Source organism: Streptomyces sp. NPDC000075 (genome assembly GCF_040301925.1).
Taxonomy (GTDB): Bacteria; Actinomycetota; Actinomycetes; order Streptomycetales; family Streptomycetaceae; genus Streptomyces; species Streptomyces polychromogenes.
In genome coordinates this window covers 20070-38547 of the sequence record NZ_JBEPFL010000013.1, presented here as the reverse complement: position 1 = coordinate 38547, position 18478 = coordinate 20070, and the positions used below count along the sequence as shown (strand labels likewise).

17 protein-coding genes are annotated in these 18478 nt (G+C 72.6%); 8 read left to right on the top strand and 9 right to left on the bottom strand.

Annotated elements, in window-relative coordinates:
* The first annotated feature begins 23 nt into the window (after nucleotides 1-23).
* Complete coding sequence (locus ABT403_RS17260; RefSeq protein ID WP_344169494.1) at nucleotides 24-1034, top strand: ATP-binding protein; 1011 nt, start codon at nucleotides 24-26, stop codon at nucleotides 1032-1034.
* Here the strand turns inward: ABT403_RS17260 and ABT403_RS17255 are convergent.
* Nucleotides 991-2301, bottom strand: a complete 1311-nt coding sequence (locus tag ABT403_RS17255) for a polysaccharide deacetylase family protein (RefSeq protein WP_344169491.1) — start codon at nucleotides 2299-2301, stop codon at nucleotides 991-993. The genes ABT403_RS17260 and ABT403_RS17255 overlap by 44 nt on opposite strands.
* Before the next feature lie 234 nt (nucleotides 2302-2535).
* On the opposite strand from ABT403_RS17255, the gene ABT403_RS17250 reads away from it, so the two are divergent.
* The 5 genes from ABT403_RS17250 to ABT403_RS17230 all read left to right on the top strand — a co-directional run bounded on the left by ABT403_RS17250 (nucleotide 2536) and on the right by ABT403_RS17230 (nucleotide 10386).
* On the top strand, nucleotides 2536-5010 hold the full coding sequence (locus ABT403_RS17250; RefSeq protein ID WP_344169487.1) for a bifunctional SulP family inorganic anion transporter/carbonic anhydrase: 2475 nt from the start codon (nucleotides 2536-2538) through the stop codon (nucleotides 5008-5010).
* A 264-nt stretch (nucleotides 5011-5274) separates the two neighbouring features.
* The gene (gene acs / locus ABT403_RS17245; protein WP_344169484.1) at nucleotides 5275-7230 is read left to right on the top strand and encodes an acetate--CoA ligase; all 1956 of its coding nucleotides are present in this window, start codon (nucleotides 5275-5277) and stop codon (nucleotides 7228-7230) included.
* A gap of 223 nt (nucleotides 7231-7453) precedes the next feature.
* Complete coding sequence (gene nhaA / locus ABT403_RS17240; protein WP_344169481.1) at nucleotides 7454-8902, top strand: Na+/H+ antiporter NhaA; 1449 nt, start codon at nucleotides 7454-7456, stop codon at nucleotides 8900-8902.
* A gap of 54 nt (nucleotides 8903-8956) precedes the next feature.
* Nucleotides 8957-9415: a phage holin family protein gene (locus ABT403_RS17235; protein ID WP_344169478.1), complete on the top strand. Its 459-nt coding sequence runs from the start codon at nucleotides 8957-8959 to the stop codon at nucleotides 9413-9415.
* Nucleotides 9412-10386: an alpha/beta fold hydrolase gene (locus ABT403_RS17230; RefSeq protein WP_344169475.1), complete on the top strand. Its 975-nt coding sequence runs from the start codon at nucleotides 9412-9414 to the stop codon at nucleotides 10384-10386. The genes ABT403_RS17235 and ABT403_RS17230 overlap by 4 nt, the downstream gene beginning before the upstream one ends.
* Nucleotides 10387-10782: 396 nt before the next feature.
* Here the strand turns inward: ABT403_RS17230 and ABT403_RS17225 are convergent, their stop codons facing one another.
* The 3 genes from ABT403_RS17225 to nth form a co-directional block, all read right to left on the bottom strand.
* Nucleotides 10783-11985: a MarP family serine protease gene (locus ABT403_RS17225; protein WP_344169894.1), complete on the bottom strand. Its 1203-nt coding sequence runs from the start codon at nucleotides 11983-11985 to the stop codon at nucleotides 10783-10785.
* Between the two features lie 13 nt (nucleotides 11986-11998).
* The gene (locus ABT403_RS17220) at nucleotides 11999-12718 is read right to left on the bottom strand and encodes an NUDIX hydrolase (protein WP_344169472.1); all 720 of its coding nucleotides are present in this window, start codon (nucleotides 12716-12718) and stop codon (nucleotides 11999-12001) included.
* 115 nt (nucleotides 12719-12833) lie between these two features.
* Nucleotides 12834-13868, bottom strand: coding sequence for an endonuclease III (nth, locus tag ABT403_RS17215; protein ID WP_425580348.1), 1035 nt, complete (start codon nucleotides 13866-13868; stop codon nucleotides 12834-12836).
* 191 nt (nucleotides 13869-14059) lie between these two features.
* Here nth and ABT403_RS17210 point away from each other — a divergent pair, with 191 nt between their 5' ends.
* Complete coding sequence (locus ABT403_RS17210; protein ID WP_042811540.1) at nucleotides 14060-14734, top strand: Crp/Fnr family transcriptional regulator; 675 nt, start codon at nucleotides 14060-14062, stop codon at nucleotides 14732-14734.
* 121 nt (nucleotides 14735-14855) lie between these two features.
* The gene (locus ABT403_RS17205; RefSeq protein ID WP_344169465.1) at nucleotides 14856-15665 is read left to right on the top strand and encodes a nucleotidyltransferase domain-containing protein; all 810 of its coding nucleotides are present in this window, start codon (nucleotides 14856-14858) and stop codon (nucleotides 15663-15665) included.
* Here ABT403_RS17205 and ABT403_RS17200 read toward each other — a convergent pair.
* The 5 genes from ABT403_RS17200 to sp36 form a co-directional block, all read right to left on the bottom strand.
* Nucleotides 15662-15955 carry a ribosomal protein L7/L12 gene (locus ABT403_RS17200; protein ID WP_344169462.1) on the bottom strand — a complete coding sequence of 98 codons (294 nt, stop codon included), beginning with the start codon at nucleotides 15953-15955 and terminating at the stop codon, nucleotides 15662-15664. The genes ABT403_RS17205 and ABT403_RS17200 overlap by 4 nt on opposite strands.
* Nucleotides 15952-16797 (bottom strand): MBL fold metallo-hydrolase, encoded by an 846-nt coding sequence (locus ABT403_RS17195; protein ID WP_344169459.1) that lies wholly within the window; start codon nucleotides 16795-16797, stop codon nucleotides 15952-15954. The genes ABT403_RS17200 and ABT403_RS17195 overlap by 4 nt, the downstream gene beginning before the upstream one ends.
* A complete protein-coding gene (locus ABT403_RS17190) occupies nucleotides 16794-17702 on the bottom strand; it encodes an NUDIX hydrolase (RefSeq protein WP_344169456.1) in 909 nt (302 codons plus the stop codon). Before ABT403_RS17190 ends, ABT403_RS17195 begins: the two co-directional genes overlap by 4 nt.
* Nucleotides 17703-17846: 144 nt before the next feature.
* Nucleotides 17847-18320 carry a RidA family protein gene (locus tag ABT403_RS17185; protein WP_344169453.1) on the bottom strand — a complete coding sequence of 158 codons (474 nt, stop codon included), beginning with the start codon at nucleotides 18318-18320 and terminating at the stop codon, nucleotides 17847-17849.
* Complete coding sequence (gene sp36, locus ABT403_RS17180) at nucleotides 18317-18478, bottom strand: Sp36 family protein (RefSeq protein ID WP_007264966.1); 162 nt, start codon at nucleotides 18476-18478, stop codon at nucleotides 18317-18319. The genes ABT403_RS17185 and sp36 overlap by 4 nt, the downstream gene beginning before the upstream one ends.

Below are 18478 nucleotides of genomic sequence, written 5' to 3'. Positions count from 1 at the left end.
TCGAACCACTACGCTTGGTGAACATGAAGATCGCTTTCGTGGGAAAGGGCGGCAGCGGCAAGACGACGCTGTCCTCCCTCTTCATCCGCCACCTCGCAGCCAGTGGAGCCCCCGTCGTCGCGGTGGACGCCGACATCAACCAGCACCTCGGGGCGGCCCTCGGGCTCACCGAGGAGGAGGCCGCCGCGCTGCCCGCGCTGGGCGCGCACCTCCCCCTGATCAAGGAGTACCTGCGCGGCTCGAACCCGCGGATCTCCTCGGCCGACAGCATGATCAAGACGACGCCGCCCGGGACCGGTTCGCGCCTGCTGCGGGTCGACGAGGACAACCCCGTCTACGAGGCCTGCGCGCGGACGGTGCTGCTGGACGGTGACCCCGTGCGGCTGATGGCGACGGGCCCCTTCACCGAGTCGGACCTGGGGGTGGCCTGCTACCACTCCAAGGTCGGGGCGGTCGAGCTCTGCCTCAACCACCTGGTCGACGGGCCGGACGAGTACGTCGTCGTCGACATGACGGCCGGGTCCGACTCCTTCGCCTCGGGCATGTTCACCCGCTTCGACATGACCTTCCTGGTCGCCGAGCCGACCCGCAAGGGCGTCTCGGTCTACCGCCAGTACAAGGAGTACGCCCGGGACTTCGGGGTGTCCCTGCGGGTCGTCGGCAACAAGGTGCAGGGGCCGGAGGACATCGAGTTCCTCCAGGACGAGGTGGGCGAGGACCTGCTGGTCACCTTCGGGCACTCGGACTGGGTGCGGGCGATGGAGCGGGGCCGGCCGGCCCCGTTCGGGCTGCTGGAGGCGACCAACCGGATCGCCCTGCAGGCCCTCCGGGAAGCGGCGCAGGACTCCTACTCCGGCCGCGACTGGGGCAAGTACACCGAGCAGATGGTCCACTTCCACCTGCGCAACGCGGAGAGCTGGGGCAACGCCAAGACCGGGATCGACCTGGCGGAGCAGGTCGATCCCGGCTTCGTCCTCCACGAGGGCCTGGTCAGCCCTCGTCAGGCTCTCCGGCCGGCCCCTCAGCCGGCTTGACCCTGCCCGCCGCCGGGGCGGCCGGGGCGGCCGGCGGCCCCGCGGTGAGGAACTTCGTCCAGCCCTCCTTGGGCGCCTGGCCTACCTCCAGGCCGCGCAGCCAGTCGAGCGTCTTCGGGTCCTGGGCGTCCAGCCAGTCGGCCAGTTCGCGGAAGGGCACGCAGCGGACCTCCGGCTGGCCGCACATGCTCTTGATGGACTCCTCGACGGCGCGCATGTAGGTGCCGCCGTTCCACGACTCGAAGTGGTTGCCGATGATCAGCGGTGCGCGGTTGCCCTGGTAGGCCCGGTCGAAGGCCTGCTTGAGGCCGTCGCGCATCTGGTCGCCCCAGTACTGGTGCTGGGAGGGGTCGCCCTGGGTGGTCGTACCGGACTGGTTGACCATGTAGTTGTAGTCCATGCTCAGCGTGTCGAAGGCCCGGCCGGGCATCGGCACCAGCTGGAGCGGCAGGTCCCACAGCCCGTCCGTCTTCTTGGGCCAGACCTGCTTGCTGATCCCGCTGGAGTCGTAGCGGAAGCCCATGTCCTTGGCCGCCAGCATGAAGTTCTTCTGGCCCTCGAGGCAGGGGGTGCGGGCGCCGATGAGCTCCTTGTCGTAGTCGAAGGGGAGCGGGTCCATCTCCTTCAGGCCGGCGTTCGTCTTCCAGTTCTTGACGAAGGACTTGGCCTGGTTGATCTCGCTCTTCCACTCCTCGACGGACCAGGTGCCGACGCCGCCGTCCGGGCCGCAGAAGTGGCCGTTGAAGTGGGTGCCGATCTCGTTGCCCTCCAGCCAGGCCGCGCGGACCTGGGTGGCGGTGTCCTTGATGCCCTGGAGGTCGCCGAAACCGATGTCCGAGCGGCCCGGCGAGTGCTGCGGCGCGGTGTAGAGGGAACGCTTCTCCTCCGGCAGCATGTACACGCCGCTGAGGAAGTAGGTCATCCGCGCGTTGTACTCCTTGCCGACCTCACGGAAGTGCGAGAAGAGCTTCTGACTGTCCTCGCCGGCCCCGTCCCACGAGAACACCACGAACTGCGGCGGCTTCTCACCGGGCTTCAGCTTCTGCGGCTTGCTCACGTTCGGCTGCGGACCGGTGTAGGCGGTCGAGCCGTCGCCGATGGGCCGGTTGACACTGCCGGGCGCCTCGGGGGCGGCGGCGCCCTTCCTCCCGTTCGGCGAGCCGGGGGCCCCGCGCCCGGCGGAGCCCGAGCCGCTGCACCCGGCGGCGCACAGGACCAGGGCCGTGGCGACCAGCCCGCCGGCGATCTTCTTCGTGGCGGCCATCATCCGCACACCTCTCCCTCGCAGTACCGATGCAGGACGTTCGCGAGGCAACGTCCCATGCGGTGCGGTTTTAGGAAGGTGTGACAAGCCAGACAAAATGCTTAATCACTCTCAAGGGTGGGTTTCTAGGCCGTTTGCCCGTATTCCCTCCCACCCTTCTTTACTCTCCATTACCATCCATTTACCGAGTGTTGAGACTCCCGCCGCTTCATCCCTCCGCAGAGGAGACGGGACCCCATGACAGCCACCGCATCAGCCCCATCCGCCGCCCGGCAGCGACCGGGTGCGAGGAACTTCCGCAAGGACCTCCCGGCCGACCTGTCCGCTTCCGCGGCCGTCTTCCTGATCGCCCTGCCGCTCTCCCTCGGCATCGCACTGGCCACCGGCGCCCCCCTCCAGGCGGGGCTGGTGGCCGCGGCGGCGGGCGGGATCGTGGCCGGGCGGCTCGGCGGCGCACCCCTCCAGGTGAGCGGCCCCGCCGCCGGACTCACGGTCGTGACCGCCGAGTTGATCCAGCGTTACGGGTGGCGCACCACCTGCGCCATCACCGTCCTCGCGGGCTGCTGCCAGCTCGGGCTCGCCTTCCTGCGCACCGCGCGGTCCGCGCTCATGGTGAGCCCCGCCATCGTCCACGGGATGCTCGCGGGCATCGGCGTGACCATCGCGCTGGCCCAGCTGCACATCGTGCTCGGCGGCACCCCGCAGAGCTCGGCCGTGGCCAATGTGGCGGGTCTGCCAGCCCAGTTGTCCCATCCCCATCCGGCCGCGCTGGCGGTGAGCGCGCTGACGCTGTGCGTCCTGCTCGGCTGGAACCGGCTGCCCGGCCGGGTGGGCCGGGCCCTGCGCAAGGTGCCGGCCGCGCTGGCCGCCGTCGCCTCGGCCACGGCGTTCGCCGCCCTGGCCGGGCTCGCCCTGCCCCGGGTCGACCTGCCCTCCTGGAGCAGCCACGCGCTGCCCGAGCCGCCCCGGGGGCCGGTGCTCGGGCTGATCGCCGCCGTGCTCACGATCACCCTGGTCGGCAGCGTGGAGTCCCTGCTCTCCTCGGTCGCCACCGACAAGCTGATCGCCGCCGAGCGCGATACGCGAGGCCGCCCGCCCCGCGCCGACCTCGACCGCGAACTGCGCGGCCAGGGCGCGGCGAACATCGTCTCCGGGCTGCTGGGCGGACTGCCCGTCACGGGTGTGGCCGTGCGCAGCGTGGCGAACGTGAAGTCGGGCGCCGTCAGCCGGAAATCAGCCATGTTCCACGGACTCTGGGTGGTGCTCGCGGCCGGGCTGCTCGTCCCGGTGCTAGACCTGATCCCGCTCGCCGCCCTGGCCGCGCTGGTGATGTTCGTCGGCGTCCAGATGGTCAGCATCACCCATCTGCGGACGGTCACCCGGCACCGCGAGGTCCTGGTCTACGCGACCACGATCGCCGCCGTGGTGCTGGGCGGGGTGCTGGAGGGCGTGGCCGTCGGGATCGCGGTGGCCGTGGCCCTGGCGCTGCGACGGCTGACCCGGACCCGGATCTCGATGGAGGAGGCCGGGGGCGTCCACCGGATCACCGCGCGCGGGCAGCTGACCTTCCTGGCGGTCCCCCGGCTGAGCCGGGTGCTGAACCAGGTGCCGCACGGCGGGCACGCGGTGGTCGAGCTGGACGGCTCGTTCATGGACCACGCGGCCTACGAGACCCTGCACGACTGGCAGGAGTCGCACCTGGCGCACGGGGGTTCGCTCGAACTGACCGGCCGGGGCGGCGCGGCGTTCTCCGGCGGAGCCCCGGAGGCGGCGGGCGGCCTCGCTCCCGGCGGGGACGGGGGCCCCGGCGCGCGGGAGGGCACGGCGTCCGGCGGCCACCGGGCCGAGGCGGGCCGGGGGTCGCACCAGTGCTGCCGCCCCTGGACGCCGTGGCAGAACCACTGCGACCACCGGGCCGCCGCGGCCACGCTCACCGCCCGGGCGGAGGAGGGCGGCGCCGCCGGGGCCGAGGGCGCGGTCGCCCGTACGATTCCCGGCGCGGCCGGGGCTCCCGGCGGCGCGGCGGCCGCCGCCGTGCGGCCCGGGGCGGGGCAACTCGCGAGCGGGATCGGCGCCTTCCAGCGGGACACGGCCCCGCACGTGCGCGAGGAGCTGGCCCGGCTGGCGCGCGAGGGGCAGCGGCCCTCGCAGCTCTTCCTGACGTGTGCGGACTCCCGCCTGGTCACCAGCATGATCACCGCCAGCGGCCCGGGCGACCTGTTCACCGTGCGCAACGTGGGCAACCTCGTCCCGCTGCCCGGCGCGGAGTCCGGCGACGACTCCGTCGCGGCGGCCATCGAGTACGCCGTGGACGTGCTCCAGGTCGCCAGCATCACCGTGTGCGGGCACTCGGGCTGCGGGGCCATGCAGGCCCTGCTCAACTCACGTCCGGGTGCTCCGATCACCCCGCTGACCCGCTGGCTCAGGCACGGCCTGCCCAGCCTGGAGCGGATGGGCAGCAGGCACCACGCCTGGGCCCGGATCTCGGGGCGGCTGCCGGCCGACGCCGTGGAGCAGCTCTGCCTGACCAACGTGGTGCAGCAGCTGGAGCACCTGCGGGCCCACGAGTCGGTGGCCCGGCGACTCGCCGAAGGGACGCTCGAACTGCACGGGATGTACTTCCACGTGGGGGAGGCCCAGGCCTATCTCCTGTCCGCCGGGGAGGACTTCTTCGACTGTCGGGTTTTCGACACCGTCGGCCAGAACGCCTGACCAGAGGCCCTCCCGAACCGATACCCTCCCGTATCCGTGCAAGCTGTCGGCCCCTTCCCGCACCAGTCGCGGAAGGGGCCGTCCGCACGCCGCAGGCCGGCGCCGGCGCGCCGTGCGCGCGGCGGCCGGCACGGGCCCAGTCGTGGTATAGGTCTAAACCAATTTTCGGCAACCCCTTGTCACCTGGGCGTCTGACTGATGAGCTGTCCCCGGGGACTCAGCTATGCCCGGGGGACAACGGACACCCTGGGAAAGGGAGATGTCGTGAGCAACGAAAGCCTGGCCAACCTGCTGAAAGAGGAGCGGCGGTTCGCACCGCCCGCCGAGCTGGCCGCCACCGCGAATGTGACCGAGGCCGCGTACGCGCGGGCCGACGCGGACCGGCTGGGCTTCTGGGCCGAGCAGGCCCGACGGCTTTCCTGGGACACCGAGCCCACCGAGACCCTCGACTGGAGCAACCCGCCCTTCGCGAAGTGGTTCGCCGACGGCAAGCTGAACGTCGCGTACAACTGCGTGGACCGGCACGTGGCGGCCGGCAACGGCGAGCGCGTCGCCATCCACTTCGAGGGCGAGCCCGGCGACAGCCGCTCGATCACCTACGCCCAGCTCAAGGACGAGGTCTCGCAGGCCGCGAACGCCCTCACCGAGCTCGGCGTCCAGGCGGGCGACCGGGTCGCCGTCTACCTGCCGATGATCCCCGAGGCGGTCGTCGCGATGCTCGCGTGCGCCCGCGTCGGCGCCGCGCACTCGGTGGTCTTCGGCGGCTTCTCCGCCGACGCCGTCGCCTCCCGCATCCAGGACGCCGACGCCAAGCTGGTCATCACCGCCGACGGCGGCTACCGCCGCGGCAAGCCCAGCGCGCTCAAGCCCGCCATCGACGAGGCCGTCGCCAAGTGTCCGCAGGTCGAGCACGTCCTCGTCGTCCGCCGCACGGGCCAGGACACCGCCTTCACCGAGGGCCGCGACCTGTGGTGGCACGAGCTCGTCGGCCGCCAGTCCACCGAGCACACCCCGCAGGCCTTCGACGCCGAGCACCCGCTCTTCATCCTCTACACCTCGGGGACCACGGGTAAGCCCAAGGGCATCCTGCACACCTCCGGCGGCTACCTCACGCAGGCCTCGTACACCCACCACGCCGTCTTCGACCTGAAGCCGGAGAGCGACGTCTACTGGTGCACCGCCGACATCGGCTGGGTCACCGGGCACTCCTACATCGTCTACGGCCCGCTGGCCAACGGCGCCACGCAGGTGATGTACGAGGGCACGCCGGACACCCCGCACCAGGGCCGGTTCTGGGAGGTCGTGCAGAAGTACGGCGTCACGATCCTCTACACCGCGCCCACCGCGATCCGCACGTTCATGAAGTGGGGCGACGACATCCCCGCCAAGTTCGACCTGTCGAGCCTGCGCGTGCTCGGCTCGGTCGGCGAGCCGATCAACCCCGAGGCCTGGGTCTGGTACCGCAAGCACATCGGCGGCGACCGCTGCCCGATCGTGGACACCTGGTGGCAGACCGAGACCGGCGCGATGATGATCTCCCCGCTCCCGGGCGTCACCGCCACCAAGCCGGGCTCGGCCCAGCGCGCCCTGCCCGGCATCGGCGCCACCGTCGTCGACGACGAGGGGCACGAGGTCCCGAACGGCGGAGGCGGCTACCTGGTCCTCACCGAGCCGTGGCCGTCGATGCTGCGCACCATCTGGGGCGACGACCAGCGGTTCATCGACACCTACTGGTCCCGCTTCGAGGGCCGCTACTTCGCGGGCGACGGCGCCAAGAAGGACGACGACGGCGACATCTGGCTCCTGGGCCGCGTCGACGACGTGATGCTGGTGTCGGGCCACAACATCTCCACCACCGAGGTGGAGTCGGCGCTCGTCTCCCACCCCGCGGTCGCCGAGGCCGCCGTGGTCGGTGCGGCCGACGAGACCACCGGCCAGGCGATCGTGGCCTTCGTCATCCTGCGCGGCAGCGCCTCGGAGACGGACGGACTGGTCGCGGAGCTGCGCAACCACGTGGGCGCCACGCTCGGGCCGATCGCCAAGCCGAAGCGGATCCTGCCGGTGCAGGAGCTGCCGAAGACCCGCTCCGGCAAGATCATGCGGCGTCTGCTGCGCGACGTGGCGGAGAACCGCGAGGTCGGTGACGTCACCACGCTCGCCGACTCCTCGGTGATGGACCTCATCCAGACGAAGCTGCCCAGCGCCTCCGACGAGGACTGACCCGCGGCGGGCTCGAACCGCCCTGGAGGGCGTCTGGCGCACAGCGCGCCGGACGCCCTCCGTCCGTTTAAGGTGAAGATCACCCGATACGACCGAACGGACCCTGTAAAATATGAGAAGCGTCAAGATTTGACGCTCTAAAAGTCTCCACGTCTCTGGGTGCGCCGGGAAGTCTGGTCGGCAACTGCATGTGTCATGCCGTCGACCGACCGGAGGTTCCCCCGTGGCCGCCACGCCCGCACCCCGCCGCAAGCTCCTCGGACGTCTCTCCCTCCCCGAGCGCCGCTTCGTCGCGGACGCGCTGCGCACCGAGACCGTCGGCGGCGTGCTGCTGCTGGTGGCGGCGATCGCCGCCCTCCTGTGGGCGAACATCCCTGCCCTGTCGGACGGCTACGACAGCGTCCGGTCCTTCCACATAGGCCCCGCCGCCCTCGGCCTGGACCTCTCGCTCCAGCACTGGGCGGCCGACGGACTGCTCGCCGTCTTCTTCTTCGTCGCCGGCATCGAGCTCAAACGCGAACTCGTCGCGGGCGACCTGAGCGACGCCAAGGCCGCCGCGCTCCCCGTCATCGCCGCCCTGTGCGGCATGGCCGTACCGGCCCTGGTCTACCTGCTGGTCAACACCCTCGGCGGCGGCTCCACCGACGGCTGGGCGGTCCCCACCGCCACCGACATCGCCTTCGCCCTCGCCGTCCTCGCGGTCATCGGCACCTCGCTGCCCTCCGCGTTGCGCGCCTTCCTGCTGACCCTCGCCGTCGTCGACGACCTCTTCGCCATCCTGATCATCGCGGTGTTCTTCACCGGCAGCATCGACTTCGCGGCACTGGGCGGCGCCGTGGCGGGCCTGGTCCTCTTCTGGTTCCTGCTGCGCTCCGGCGTGCGCGGCTGGTACGTCTACGTCCCGCTCGCCCTGGTCATCTGGGGCCTGATGTACAACAGCGGGGTCCACGCCACCATCGCCGGCGTCGCCATGGGCCTGATGCTGCGCTGCACCCGCCGGGAAGGGGAGCACCACTCCCCCGGCGAGCACATCGAGCACCTGGTCCGGCCCCTGTCGGCCGGCCTGGCCGTGCCCCTCTTCGCCCTGTTCTCCGCCGGGGTCTCCCTCTCGGACCACGCGATCGCGCAGGTCTTCACCCGCCCGGAGACCCTCGGTGTGGTCCTCGGCCTGGTCGTCGGCAAGACGGTGGGCATCTTCGGCGGCACCTGGCTGGCCGCCCGCTTCACCCGGGCCGAGCTGAGCGAGGACCTCGCCTGGCCCGACGTGCTGGCCGTGGCCTCGCTCGCCGGCATCGGCTTCACCGTCTCCCTCCTGATCGGCGAACTCGCCTTCACCGAGGACCCCGTCCTCACCGACGAGGTCAAGGCCGCCGTCCTGCTCGGCTCGCTCATCGCGGCGGTCGTCGCGGGCATCATGCTCAAGCTGCGCAACCGCAAGTACCGCGCCCTGACCGAGGCGGAGGAGCGCGACGAGGACCGCGACGGGATCCCGGACATCTACGAGGAGGGCAACCCGGAGTACCACCTGCGGATGGCGCGGATCCACGAGGAGAAGGCCGCCGAGCACCGCCGCCGGGCCGCCGCCACCGCCCTGGCCGCGGGCCCGGAGCCGCACGACGGCGCGGACGAAGCCACGGGCGGGTCCAGCACACGGGCCGACCGTCCGGCATGATCTGACTGACGACGGAGGACAGCCGCCGGCAGACGACGACAGAGGGAGACAGAGATGAGCGCAGTGGACCAAGGGGCTCCGGGGGCCGAGCGCACCCTGGGCCAGCTCGTCGCCGCGGCCACCGCCGAGATGTCCGCCCTGGTGCACGACGAGATCGCGCTCGCCAAGGTGGAGATCAAGCAGGACGTCAAGCGCGCGGGCATCGGCAGCGGCGCCGCGATCGCGGCCGGCGTGCTCGTGCTCTTCTCCCTCCCCGTACTGAGTTTCGCCGCGGCCTACGGCATCCACAACCTCGGTCTGGGGCTCGCCTGGTCCTTCCTCATCGTCGGCGGCGCGTTCTGGCTGCTGGCGGGCCTGGTCGGGCTGCTCGCGGTGGCGAAGTTCAAGAAGATCAAGCCGCCGGTGAAGACGATGGACTCCGTCAAGCAGACGGCGGCGCTGGTGGGAACCGTCAAGCCGCATCCGCGGCCGTTGAGTGACCAGGCCGTGGGTGTGGCACGCTCGTCCTCATGACAGCCCCCTCGCCGGACTCCAGCACTCCGCCCACCGCCGCCACGGCGGTACGGATCGACCTGCCGGACGGCAGGGCGGTGACCCACCGGGACGTCGCCGCCAACGGCGCCCGGTTCCACGTCGCGGAGCTCGGCGACGGGCCGCTGGTCCTCCTGCTGCACGGCTTCCCGCAGTTCTGGTGGACCTGGCGGCACCAGCTGACCGCCCTCGCGGACGCCGGGTACCGGGCGGTCGCGATGGACCTGCGCGGAGTGGGCGGCAGCGACCGCACCCCGCGCGGCTACGACCCGGCGAACCTCGCGCTGGACGTCACCGGGGTCATCCGGTCCCTCGGCGAACCGGACGCCGCCCTCGTCGGGCACGACCTCGGCGGCTACCTCGCCTGGACGGCCGCCGTGATGCGGCCCAAGCTGGTGCGCCGGCTGGTCGTCTCCTCCATGCCGCACCCGCGCCGCTGGCGCTCGGCCATGATGGGCGACCTCGGCCAGACCCGGGCGAGCTCCCACATCTGGGGCTTCCAGCGGCCGTTCATCCCCGAGCGGCAGCTGGTCGCCGACGACGGGGCCCTAGTGGGCGAGCTGATCCGCGAGTGGTCCGGGCCCCGGCTCCAGGAGGACGGCGCGGACGAGGAGGCGCTCGCCGTGTACCGGCGGGCGATGTGCATCCCGTCCACGGCGCACTGCTCGATCGAGCCCTACCGCTGGATGATGCGGTCGATGGCCCGCCCGGACGGGCTCCAGTTCTACCGCCGGATGAAGCGGCCGGTACGGGTGCCCACGCTGCACCTGCACGGTTCGCTGGACCCGGTGATGCGGACCCGCAGCGCCGCCGGATCCGGTGAGTACGTCGAGGCCCCCTACCGCTGGCGGCTCTTCGACGGCCTCGGGCACTTCCCCCACGAGGAGGACCCGGCCGCCTTCTCCGCCGAGCTGGTGAGCTGGCTCAAGGACCCGGAGCCCGACCGGCCCTGACGGGGCTTTGGCCAGTACCTTACGGGCCGGTGACCGGTTTCTGACGGGCCCGTAGTTTATTCGTACGACCGTCTTACGGTCGTTCAATTGCCCGGCGCATAGGCCAATTGGCCGCCCCGGACGGGGTTACCGACCTTGGAGGCCGGGCACAGCTCGTTGTATGGGCTGGACGCACGACCACGGTGACACCGCACGCGAACGCCGCTCGGCCACGGTGCCGGGCACGCACGACAGGGGGGCCGGCCGGGAAGGCCACGACCCCCGGCTCGGGATTCCGCGCATCCTGCGCCGCCGCGCCCGCTGGGTGTCGGCGCGCCTGCGCCATCCACGGGTGTAGCGGCGCACCGCTCTCCCCCTGCCCCGGGCCGGACCCGGGACGGGAGGGGGCGGCCGGGGTCAGAGGGCGCAGCCCTGGGTGTCGACCCGCCGGTCGGCGATCCTGCCGATCCGGACGTCGTCGCGGATCTCGTCCGCCGTCAGGGCGTACCCGGTGTTCGGGTCGTCGAGGGACTTCGCGAAGACGACCCCGTACACCCGGCCCTCGGGCGTGAGCAGCGGGCCGCCGGAGTTGCCCTGGCGGACGGTCGCGTAGAGCGAGTAGACGTCGCGGCGGACCGTGCCCCGGTGGTAGATGTCCGGGCCGTTGGCGTTGATCCGGCCGCGGACGCGCGCCGCGCGGACGTCGTAGCCGCCGTTCTCCGGGAAGCCGGCGACGATCGCGTCGCTGCTGCTCGTCGCGCCCTTCTCAGTGAACTCCAGGGCCGGGGCGCGCAGCTTGGGCACGTCCAGGACGGCGATGTCGCGCTCCCAGTCGTAGAGCACGACCTTGCCGTCGTAGAGCTTGCCCTCGCCGCCGACCTGCACGGTGGGCTCGACGACACCGCCGACGACATGGGCGTTGGTCATCACCTTGCCGGGGGCGAAGACGAAGCCGGTGCCCTCCAGGACCTTGCTGCAGCTGGGCGCCGTGCCGACGACCTTCACGATGGAGAGCCTGGCCTGCTGGGCCACCACGCTGCCGGCGAGCGCCGGGTCGGGCGGCTTCACCTCGGCGATGGGCTCGTTCGAGAAGGGGCTGAAGACCTGCGGGAGGCCGTTGCGGGCGAGGGTGGAGCTGAAGTCCGAGAACCAGGTGTTGGCCTGGTCGGGCAGCACCCTGGACACGCCGAGCAGCACCTTGGAGTTGCGGACCTCCTTGCCCAGCGTGGGCAGCGAGGTCCCGGCGAGGGCCGAGCCGATCAGCCAGGCCACCAGCAGCATCGCGACCACGTTGACGAGCGCGCCGCCGGTCGCGTCGAGCGCGCGCGCCGGCGACCAGGTGATGTGGCGTCTGAGGCGGTTGCCCAGATGCGTGGTCAGCGCCTGGCCGATCGAGGCGCAGATGATGATGACCACGACGGCGATCACCACGACCGTGGTGGACACCTGGGTGCCGTTGTCCGTCACCCGGTCCCAGATCAGCGGCAGCAGCGACACGGCGATGAGACCACCGCCCAGGAACCCGATCACCGACAGGATGCCGACGACGAAGCCCTGGCGGTAGCCGACGATCGCGAACCACACGGCCGCGAGCAGCAACAGGATGTCCAGCACGTTCACGAGGGTCACCGTCTCATGCGTGCCAGTCGAGCGGGACCTGACGTGAGCGGTCCCACGGGTGTTCCCAGCCCGCGTAGTGCAGGATCCGGTCGATGACTCCGGCGGTGAAACCCCAGACCAGAGCCGATTCCACGGTGAACGCGGGCCCCTGATGGCCCCTCGGGTGGACCACGGTGACCCGGTGCGCGGGGTCCGTGAGATCCGCCACGGGCACCGTGAAGACCCGGGCGGTCTCCGCCGGGTCCACGGGCCCGACCGGCGAGGGCACGCGCCACCAGCCGAGGACCGGGGTCACGACGAACTCGCTGACCGGGATGTAGAGCCGGGGCAGGACGCCGAAGAGCTGTACGCCCGCCGGGTCCAGGCCGGTCTCCTCCTCGGCCTCGCGCAGCGCGGCGCGCAGCGGCCCGGTGGTGTGCGGGTCTCCGTCCTCCGGGTCGAGGGCGCCGCCGGGGAAGGAGGGCTGGCCCGCGTGCGAGCGGAGAGTGCCGGCACGCTCCTGGAGCAGGATCTCGGGGCCGCGCGGCCCCTCCCCGAAGAGGATCAGCACGGCGGACTGGCGGCCCCCGCCGTCCTCGGGCGGCAGGAAACGGCTGAGCTGGCGGGGCCGGACCGTCCGGGCCGCCTCGACGACGGGGTCGAGCCAGCCGGGCAGCCCGGCGGTCGTGAGGGCCGGGCCTGCGGCCCACCGGTCCGCCTCGGCCGTCGTGTCGTCCTGCGTACCGCGCGTCATGGGCAACCCCTGTCCGTGTTCTCCCCGTCCGCTGAACGCGGCCCGGGTACCGATTCGTTCCGTCCGGGGCGCGCGGCGGCGCGGCCGCGCGCCCCGGGCGGCACCCGTGCCCCGCTCAGGGCTCCGTACGGGCCCCCAGGGGCGCGGCCGGGAGGCCCGGGTAGTCCGGGGGCGGGGAGAGCCGCTGGCCCGGCTGGCCGCCCTTCTCGTACTTCAGCAGCTTCTTCGCCTTCTCCGGGTCGGTCTCGCCCTCCCCGTAGGCCGGGCAGAGCGGGGCGATGGGGCAGGCGCCGCAGGCGGGCCTGCGGGCGTGGCAGATCCGGCGGCCGTGGAAGACGACGCGGTGCGAGAGCATCGTCCACTCGCTCTTGGGGAAGATCGCGCAGATCTCCGCCTCGACCTTCTCCGGGTCCTCCTGTTCGGTCCACTTGAACCGGCGCACCAGCCGTCCGAAGTGGGTGTCGACGGTGATCCCGGGGACCCCGAAGGCGTTGCCGAGGACGACGTTCGCCGTCTTGCGGCCCACTCCCGGCAGCTTCACCAGGTCCTCTATCCGGCCCGGCACCTCACCGCCGAAATCGTCGCGCAGGGCCTGCGAGAGGCCGAGGAGGGACTTCGCCTTGGCCCGGAAGAACCCGGTCGGCCGAATGATCTCCTCCAGTTCCTCCGGCACGGCCGCCGCCATGTCCTCGGGGGTCGGGTAGGCGGCGAAGAGGGCCGGGGTCGTCTGGTTCACCCGCAGGTCGGTGGTCTGCGCGGAGAGGACGGTGGCGACCAGCAGCTCGAAGGGGTTGCGGAAGTCCAGCTCCGGATGGGCGTACGGGTACACCTCGGCGAGCTCGCGGTTGATGCGGCGGGCCCGGCGGATCATGGCGAGGCGGGACTCCGGCTTCGCCGCCCGGGGCGCCCCGGCCGCCGCCTTGGACGCCTTGGCCGCCTTGGACGCTTTCGCGGGCGTGGCGGGCTTCGCGGGCGCGGCGGCCCCGTCGGTCCCGGCCGTCTTCACGGCCCGCGGTTTCTTGGCCGAACCTTTGCCCTGGGGGGCAGGTCGGCCCTTTTCGGGCACCGCCGCGGGGGCTTGTTCGCCCACGGCTGAATTCTGGGCCGCCGTCACTCCCGCGGACCCCTTGGCCTGTGCTCTCACCGGCATATTGGACACCCGGCCAGCCTAAGGCCGGGGCCTGACACCCCGCCCGGACCTCGGGTAACACCACTCCGATCGGCCTCTCGCCGCACAGCACGCCCCTCCGTCCGGCATCCTTGTGATTGATCGCACTGTTTGAGCCGTCCGGCAAAATGGGGAACGGTCCCCACTGGCCGGTCGACATAGGAGAGAGACTCGTGGACGACGTTCTGCGGCGCGCCCCGCTCTTCGCGGCGCTCGATGACGAGCAGGCCGCGGAGCTCCGCGCCTCCATGGGCGAGGTGACCCTCGCACGCGGTGACGCCCTGTTCCACGAGGGCGACCCCGGTGACCGGCTGTACGTCGTGACCGAGGGCAAGGTGAAGCTGCACCGCACCTCCCCCGACGGCCGCGAGAACATGCTGGCCGTCCTCGGCCCCGGCGAGCTGATCGGCGAGCTGTCGCTCTTCGACCCGGGCCCGCGCACCGCCACCGCCACCGCCCTGACCGAGGTCAAGCTCCTCGGCCTGGGCCACAGCGACCTCCAGCCGTGGCTGAACGCCCGCCCCGAGGTCGCGACCGCGCTGCTGCGCGCCGTCGCCCGGCGCCTGCGCAAGACCAACGACCAGATGTCCGACCTGGTCTTCTCCGACGTCCCGGGCCGTGTGGCCCGTGCGCTCCTCGACCTGTCGCGCCGCTTCGGCGTGCAGTCGGAGGAGGGCATCCACGTCGTCCACGACCTGACGCAGGAGGAGCTGGCCCAGCTCGTCGGCGCCTCCCGCGAGACCGTGAACAAGGCCCTCGCCGACTTCGCGGGCCGCGGCTGGCTGCGCCTGGAGGCGCGCGCCGTGATCCTGCTGGACGTGGAGCGGCTCGCCAAGCGCTCGCGCTGACGCGGCACGGAGTTTCACCGAGGGGTCCCGTCCGGCTGCCGGACGGGGCCCCTCGGCGCGTTGTGCGGCGCCGGCGGTAAATGCGTGGGACCGGGGGCGTACGGCGTGCAGAGTGGGGCCCATGGACCACAGAGGGCTGGACGCGGACGGGTACATCGAGCGGGAGGGTTCCCTCGGGCGGATCCAGCCCGGCTTCGCGGACCTCGTCGCCGCCGCGCGGGGCCGCCTCGTGGAGGCGTACGGCAACCGGCTGCACAGCGCCTACCTGTACGGCTCCGTGCCGCGCGGCACCGCCCGGCCCGGGCGCTCGGACCTCGACCTGCTGATCGCCCTGCACCGGGAGCCCGCCGCCGAGGACCGGGACACGGCCGAGGTGCTGGGCCGCGGGCTCGACCAGGACTTCCCGCAGATCGACGGCGTCGGGATCCTGCTGTACGGCAAGGAACGGCTGCTGAGCGAGCGGGAACGATACGACCTGGGCTGGTTCCTGGCCTGCCTGTGCACCCCGCTGCTCGGCCCCGACCTGGCCGAGCACCTGCCCCGGTACCGTCCCGACGGCCTGCTCGCCCGCGAGACCAACGGCGACCTGGCCGCCCTGCTGCCCCGGTGGCGGGCCCGGTTCGAGGCCGCCTCGGAGCCGGCCGAGTTCCGCCGGATGAACCGGTTCTTCTCCCGGCACCTGGTGCGGACCGCCTTCACCATGGTCATGCCCGAGTGGGGCGGCTGGACGAGCGACCTCACCGAGTCCGCCGAGGTCTTCGGCCGCTACCACCCGGAGCGGGCCGCGCAGCTGCGGGAGGCGGCCGCCGTGGCCCTGGCCCCGGTCGACGACCCGGCCGTGGCGCGCCGGTACCTGGACGACCTCGGGCCGTGGCTGGCCGCCGAGTACGGGGCCCGGCACGGCACGAAGGCCCCGCGCCCGGAGGCTTAGACCTTGAGGTCGAGGGACTCGACGGCCTTCTTGGCCTCCGCCAGGCCCGCGCCGGTGATCTCGCGGTAGGCCTTGATCGCCGAGACGGTCCGGCCCTCGCGCATCAGCGCGCGTACGGCGTCCAGCCCGGCCGGCTCCGGCTCCTCGATGCCCAGGTGGTCCAGGACCAGGCCGAGCCGCCGCTCCAGCCGGTCCGCCCGGTCCTGGAGGGCCCGCATCCGCAGCGTCACGGTCGAGGTGATCCACCCCGCTGCGGCGAGCAGGGCCAGCAGGACGTAGAGCGTGTTCATTCAGGTCCCCCCGGGATCAGTCCGTGATCTCGAAGGTACTCGAGCTGGGCGCGGACGGACCATTCGGCGGCGGGCCACAGGGAGCGGTCCACGTCCGCGTAGACGTGGGCGACGACGGCCTCGGGGGTCAGGAGGCCGTCCTCCACCGCCGTCTCGACCTGGGCGAGCCGGTGGGCGCGGTGGGCCAGGTAGTACTCCACGGCGCCCTGGGCGTCCTCCAGGACCGGCCCGTGGCCCGGCAGCACGGTGTGGACCCCGTCGTCGACGGTGAGGGAGCGCAGGCGGCGCAGGGAGTCCAGGTAGTCGCCCAGGCGGCCGTCGGGGTGCGCGACGACCGTCGTACCGCGGCCCAGGATCGTGTCGCCGGTGAGCACGGCCCGGTCGGCCGGCAGGTGGAAGCACAGGGAGTCCGAGGTGTGCCCGGGGGTGGGCACGACGCGCAGTTCCAGGCCTCCGGTGCGGATCACGTCCCCGGCGGCCAGGCCCTCGTCGCCCAGGCGCAGCGCGGGGTCCAGGGCGCGCACCTTGGTGCCGGTCAGCTCGGCGAAGCGGCCGGCGCCCTCGGCGTGGTCGGGGTGGCCGTGGGTGAGCAGGGTGAGCGCGACGCGCTTGCCGGCCTGCTCGGCGGTGGCGATGACGGCGCGCAGGTGGGCCTCGTCGAGGGGGCCCGGGTCGATGACGACGGCGAGCTCGGAGCCGGGCTCGGAGACCAGCCAGGTGTTGGTGCCGTCCAGGGTCATGGCCGACGGGTTGGGCGCCAGGACGTTGACCGCGCGGGCGGTCGCCGGTCCGGAGACGACCGTTCCACGGGGCTGGCCGGGCAGGGCGGCTGCGTCGGTCATGCGGGGCCTCCTCCGAGGGTGACGCGCTTGGTGAACTCGTCGTGTCCCGGCCAGCTGAGGACGACCACGCCGTCCTCCAGCGCGGCCTCGGCCAGGACCGGCGTGAGGTCCTGGGCGCCGGCCGCCGCGAGGGCGTCGGCGGCGGCCCCGTACGGCTCCAGGGAGCGCAGGGTGGAGATGGTGGGCGGCATCATCAGCAGCTCGCCGGCGTCATAGCCGGCGGCGGCGTCCTGGGGGCGGATCCAGACGGTCCGGTCGGCCTCGGTGGAGGCGTTGCGGGTGCGCTGGCCCTCCGGGAGGGCGGCGACGAAGAACCAGGTGTCGTAGCGGCGGGGCTCGAACTCGGGGGTGATCCAGCGCGCCCACGCCCCGAGCAGGTCGGAGCGCAGCAGCAGGCCGCGGCGGTCGAGGAACTCGGCGAAGGACAGCTCGCGGCCGACGAGGGCCTCCCGGTCGGCCTCCCAGTCGTCCCCGGTGGTGTCGCCGACGACGGTGTCGGGGGTCTTCCCGGCGAGGAGGACGCCGGCCTCCTCGAAGGTCTCGCGGACCGCGCCGCAGACGATCGCCTGGGCGGTGGCGGCGTCGGTCCCGAGGCGGGCCGCCCACGCCTCCTGGTCCGGGCCGGCCCAGCCGATGCGGTGGTCCTCGTCGCGGGGGTCGACCCCGCCGCCGGGGTAGGCGTAGGCGCCGCCGGCGAAGGCCATGGAGGCGCGGCGGCGCAGCATGTGCACGGCGGGGCCGGCGGGGGTGTCGCGGAGCAGCATCACCGTGGCGGCGCGCCTGGGCTCCGCCGGGGTGAGGGCGCCTTCCGCGAGGGCGCGGATGCGGGCGGGCCACTCCGGGGGGTACCACTGGCCTCCGGCGGGGGGCTCGGGCGAGGGCTGACCGTGCTGACCATTCGGCATGGCCGGATGCTACGACCATCCGGCCCGATGTTCGAGGCCCTCCCGGCCGGGGCCGCTGGGAGGGGCCCCTGTTTCCCGGGGGCTCCGCCCGGTCCCCGCGCCTCAGACGCCGGCGGGGCCGGTCACGGCCCCGCCGGTGCCCGGTCAGGCGTCCGGGGTGAGTTCCACCTGGATCTCGACCTCGACCGGCGCGTCCAGCGGGAGGACCGCCACGCCGACCGCGCTGCGGGCGTGCACGCCCTTCTCGCCGAGGATCTCGCCCAGCAGCTCGCTGGCGCCGTTCAGCACGCCGGGCTGCCCCGTGAAGTCGGGGGCCGAGGCGACGAAGCCGACGACCTTCACCACGCGGGCGATCCGGTCCAGGTCACCGACCACGGACTTCACGGCGGCCAGCGCGTTCAGCGCGCACGTCGCGGCCAGCTCCTTGGCCTGCTCCGGCGAGACCTCCGCGCCGACCTTGCCGGTCAGCGGGAGCTTGCCCTGCACCATCGGGAGCTGGCCCGCGGTGTACACGTACGCGCCCGAGCGCACCGCCGGCTGGTACGTGGCCAGCGGCGGGACGACCTCGGGGAGGGTCAGGCCGAGCTCGGCGAGCCGGGCGTCGACGGCGCCGCTCATGCCTTCTCCCGCTTGAGGTAGGCCACGAGCTGCTCGGGGTTGTTCGGGCCGGGCACGACCTGGACGAGCTCCCAGCCGTCCTCGCCCCAGGTGTCCAGGATCTGCTTGGTGGCGTGGACCAGCAGGGGGACCGTCGCGTATTCGAACTTCTTGGTCAT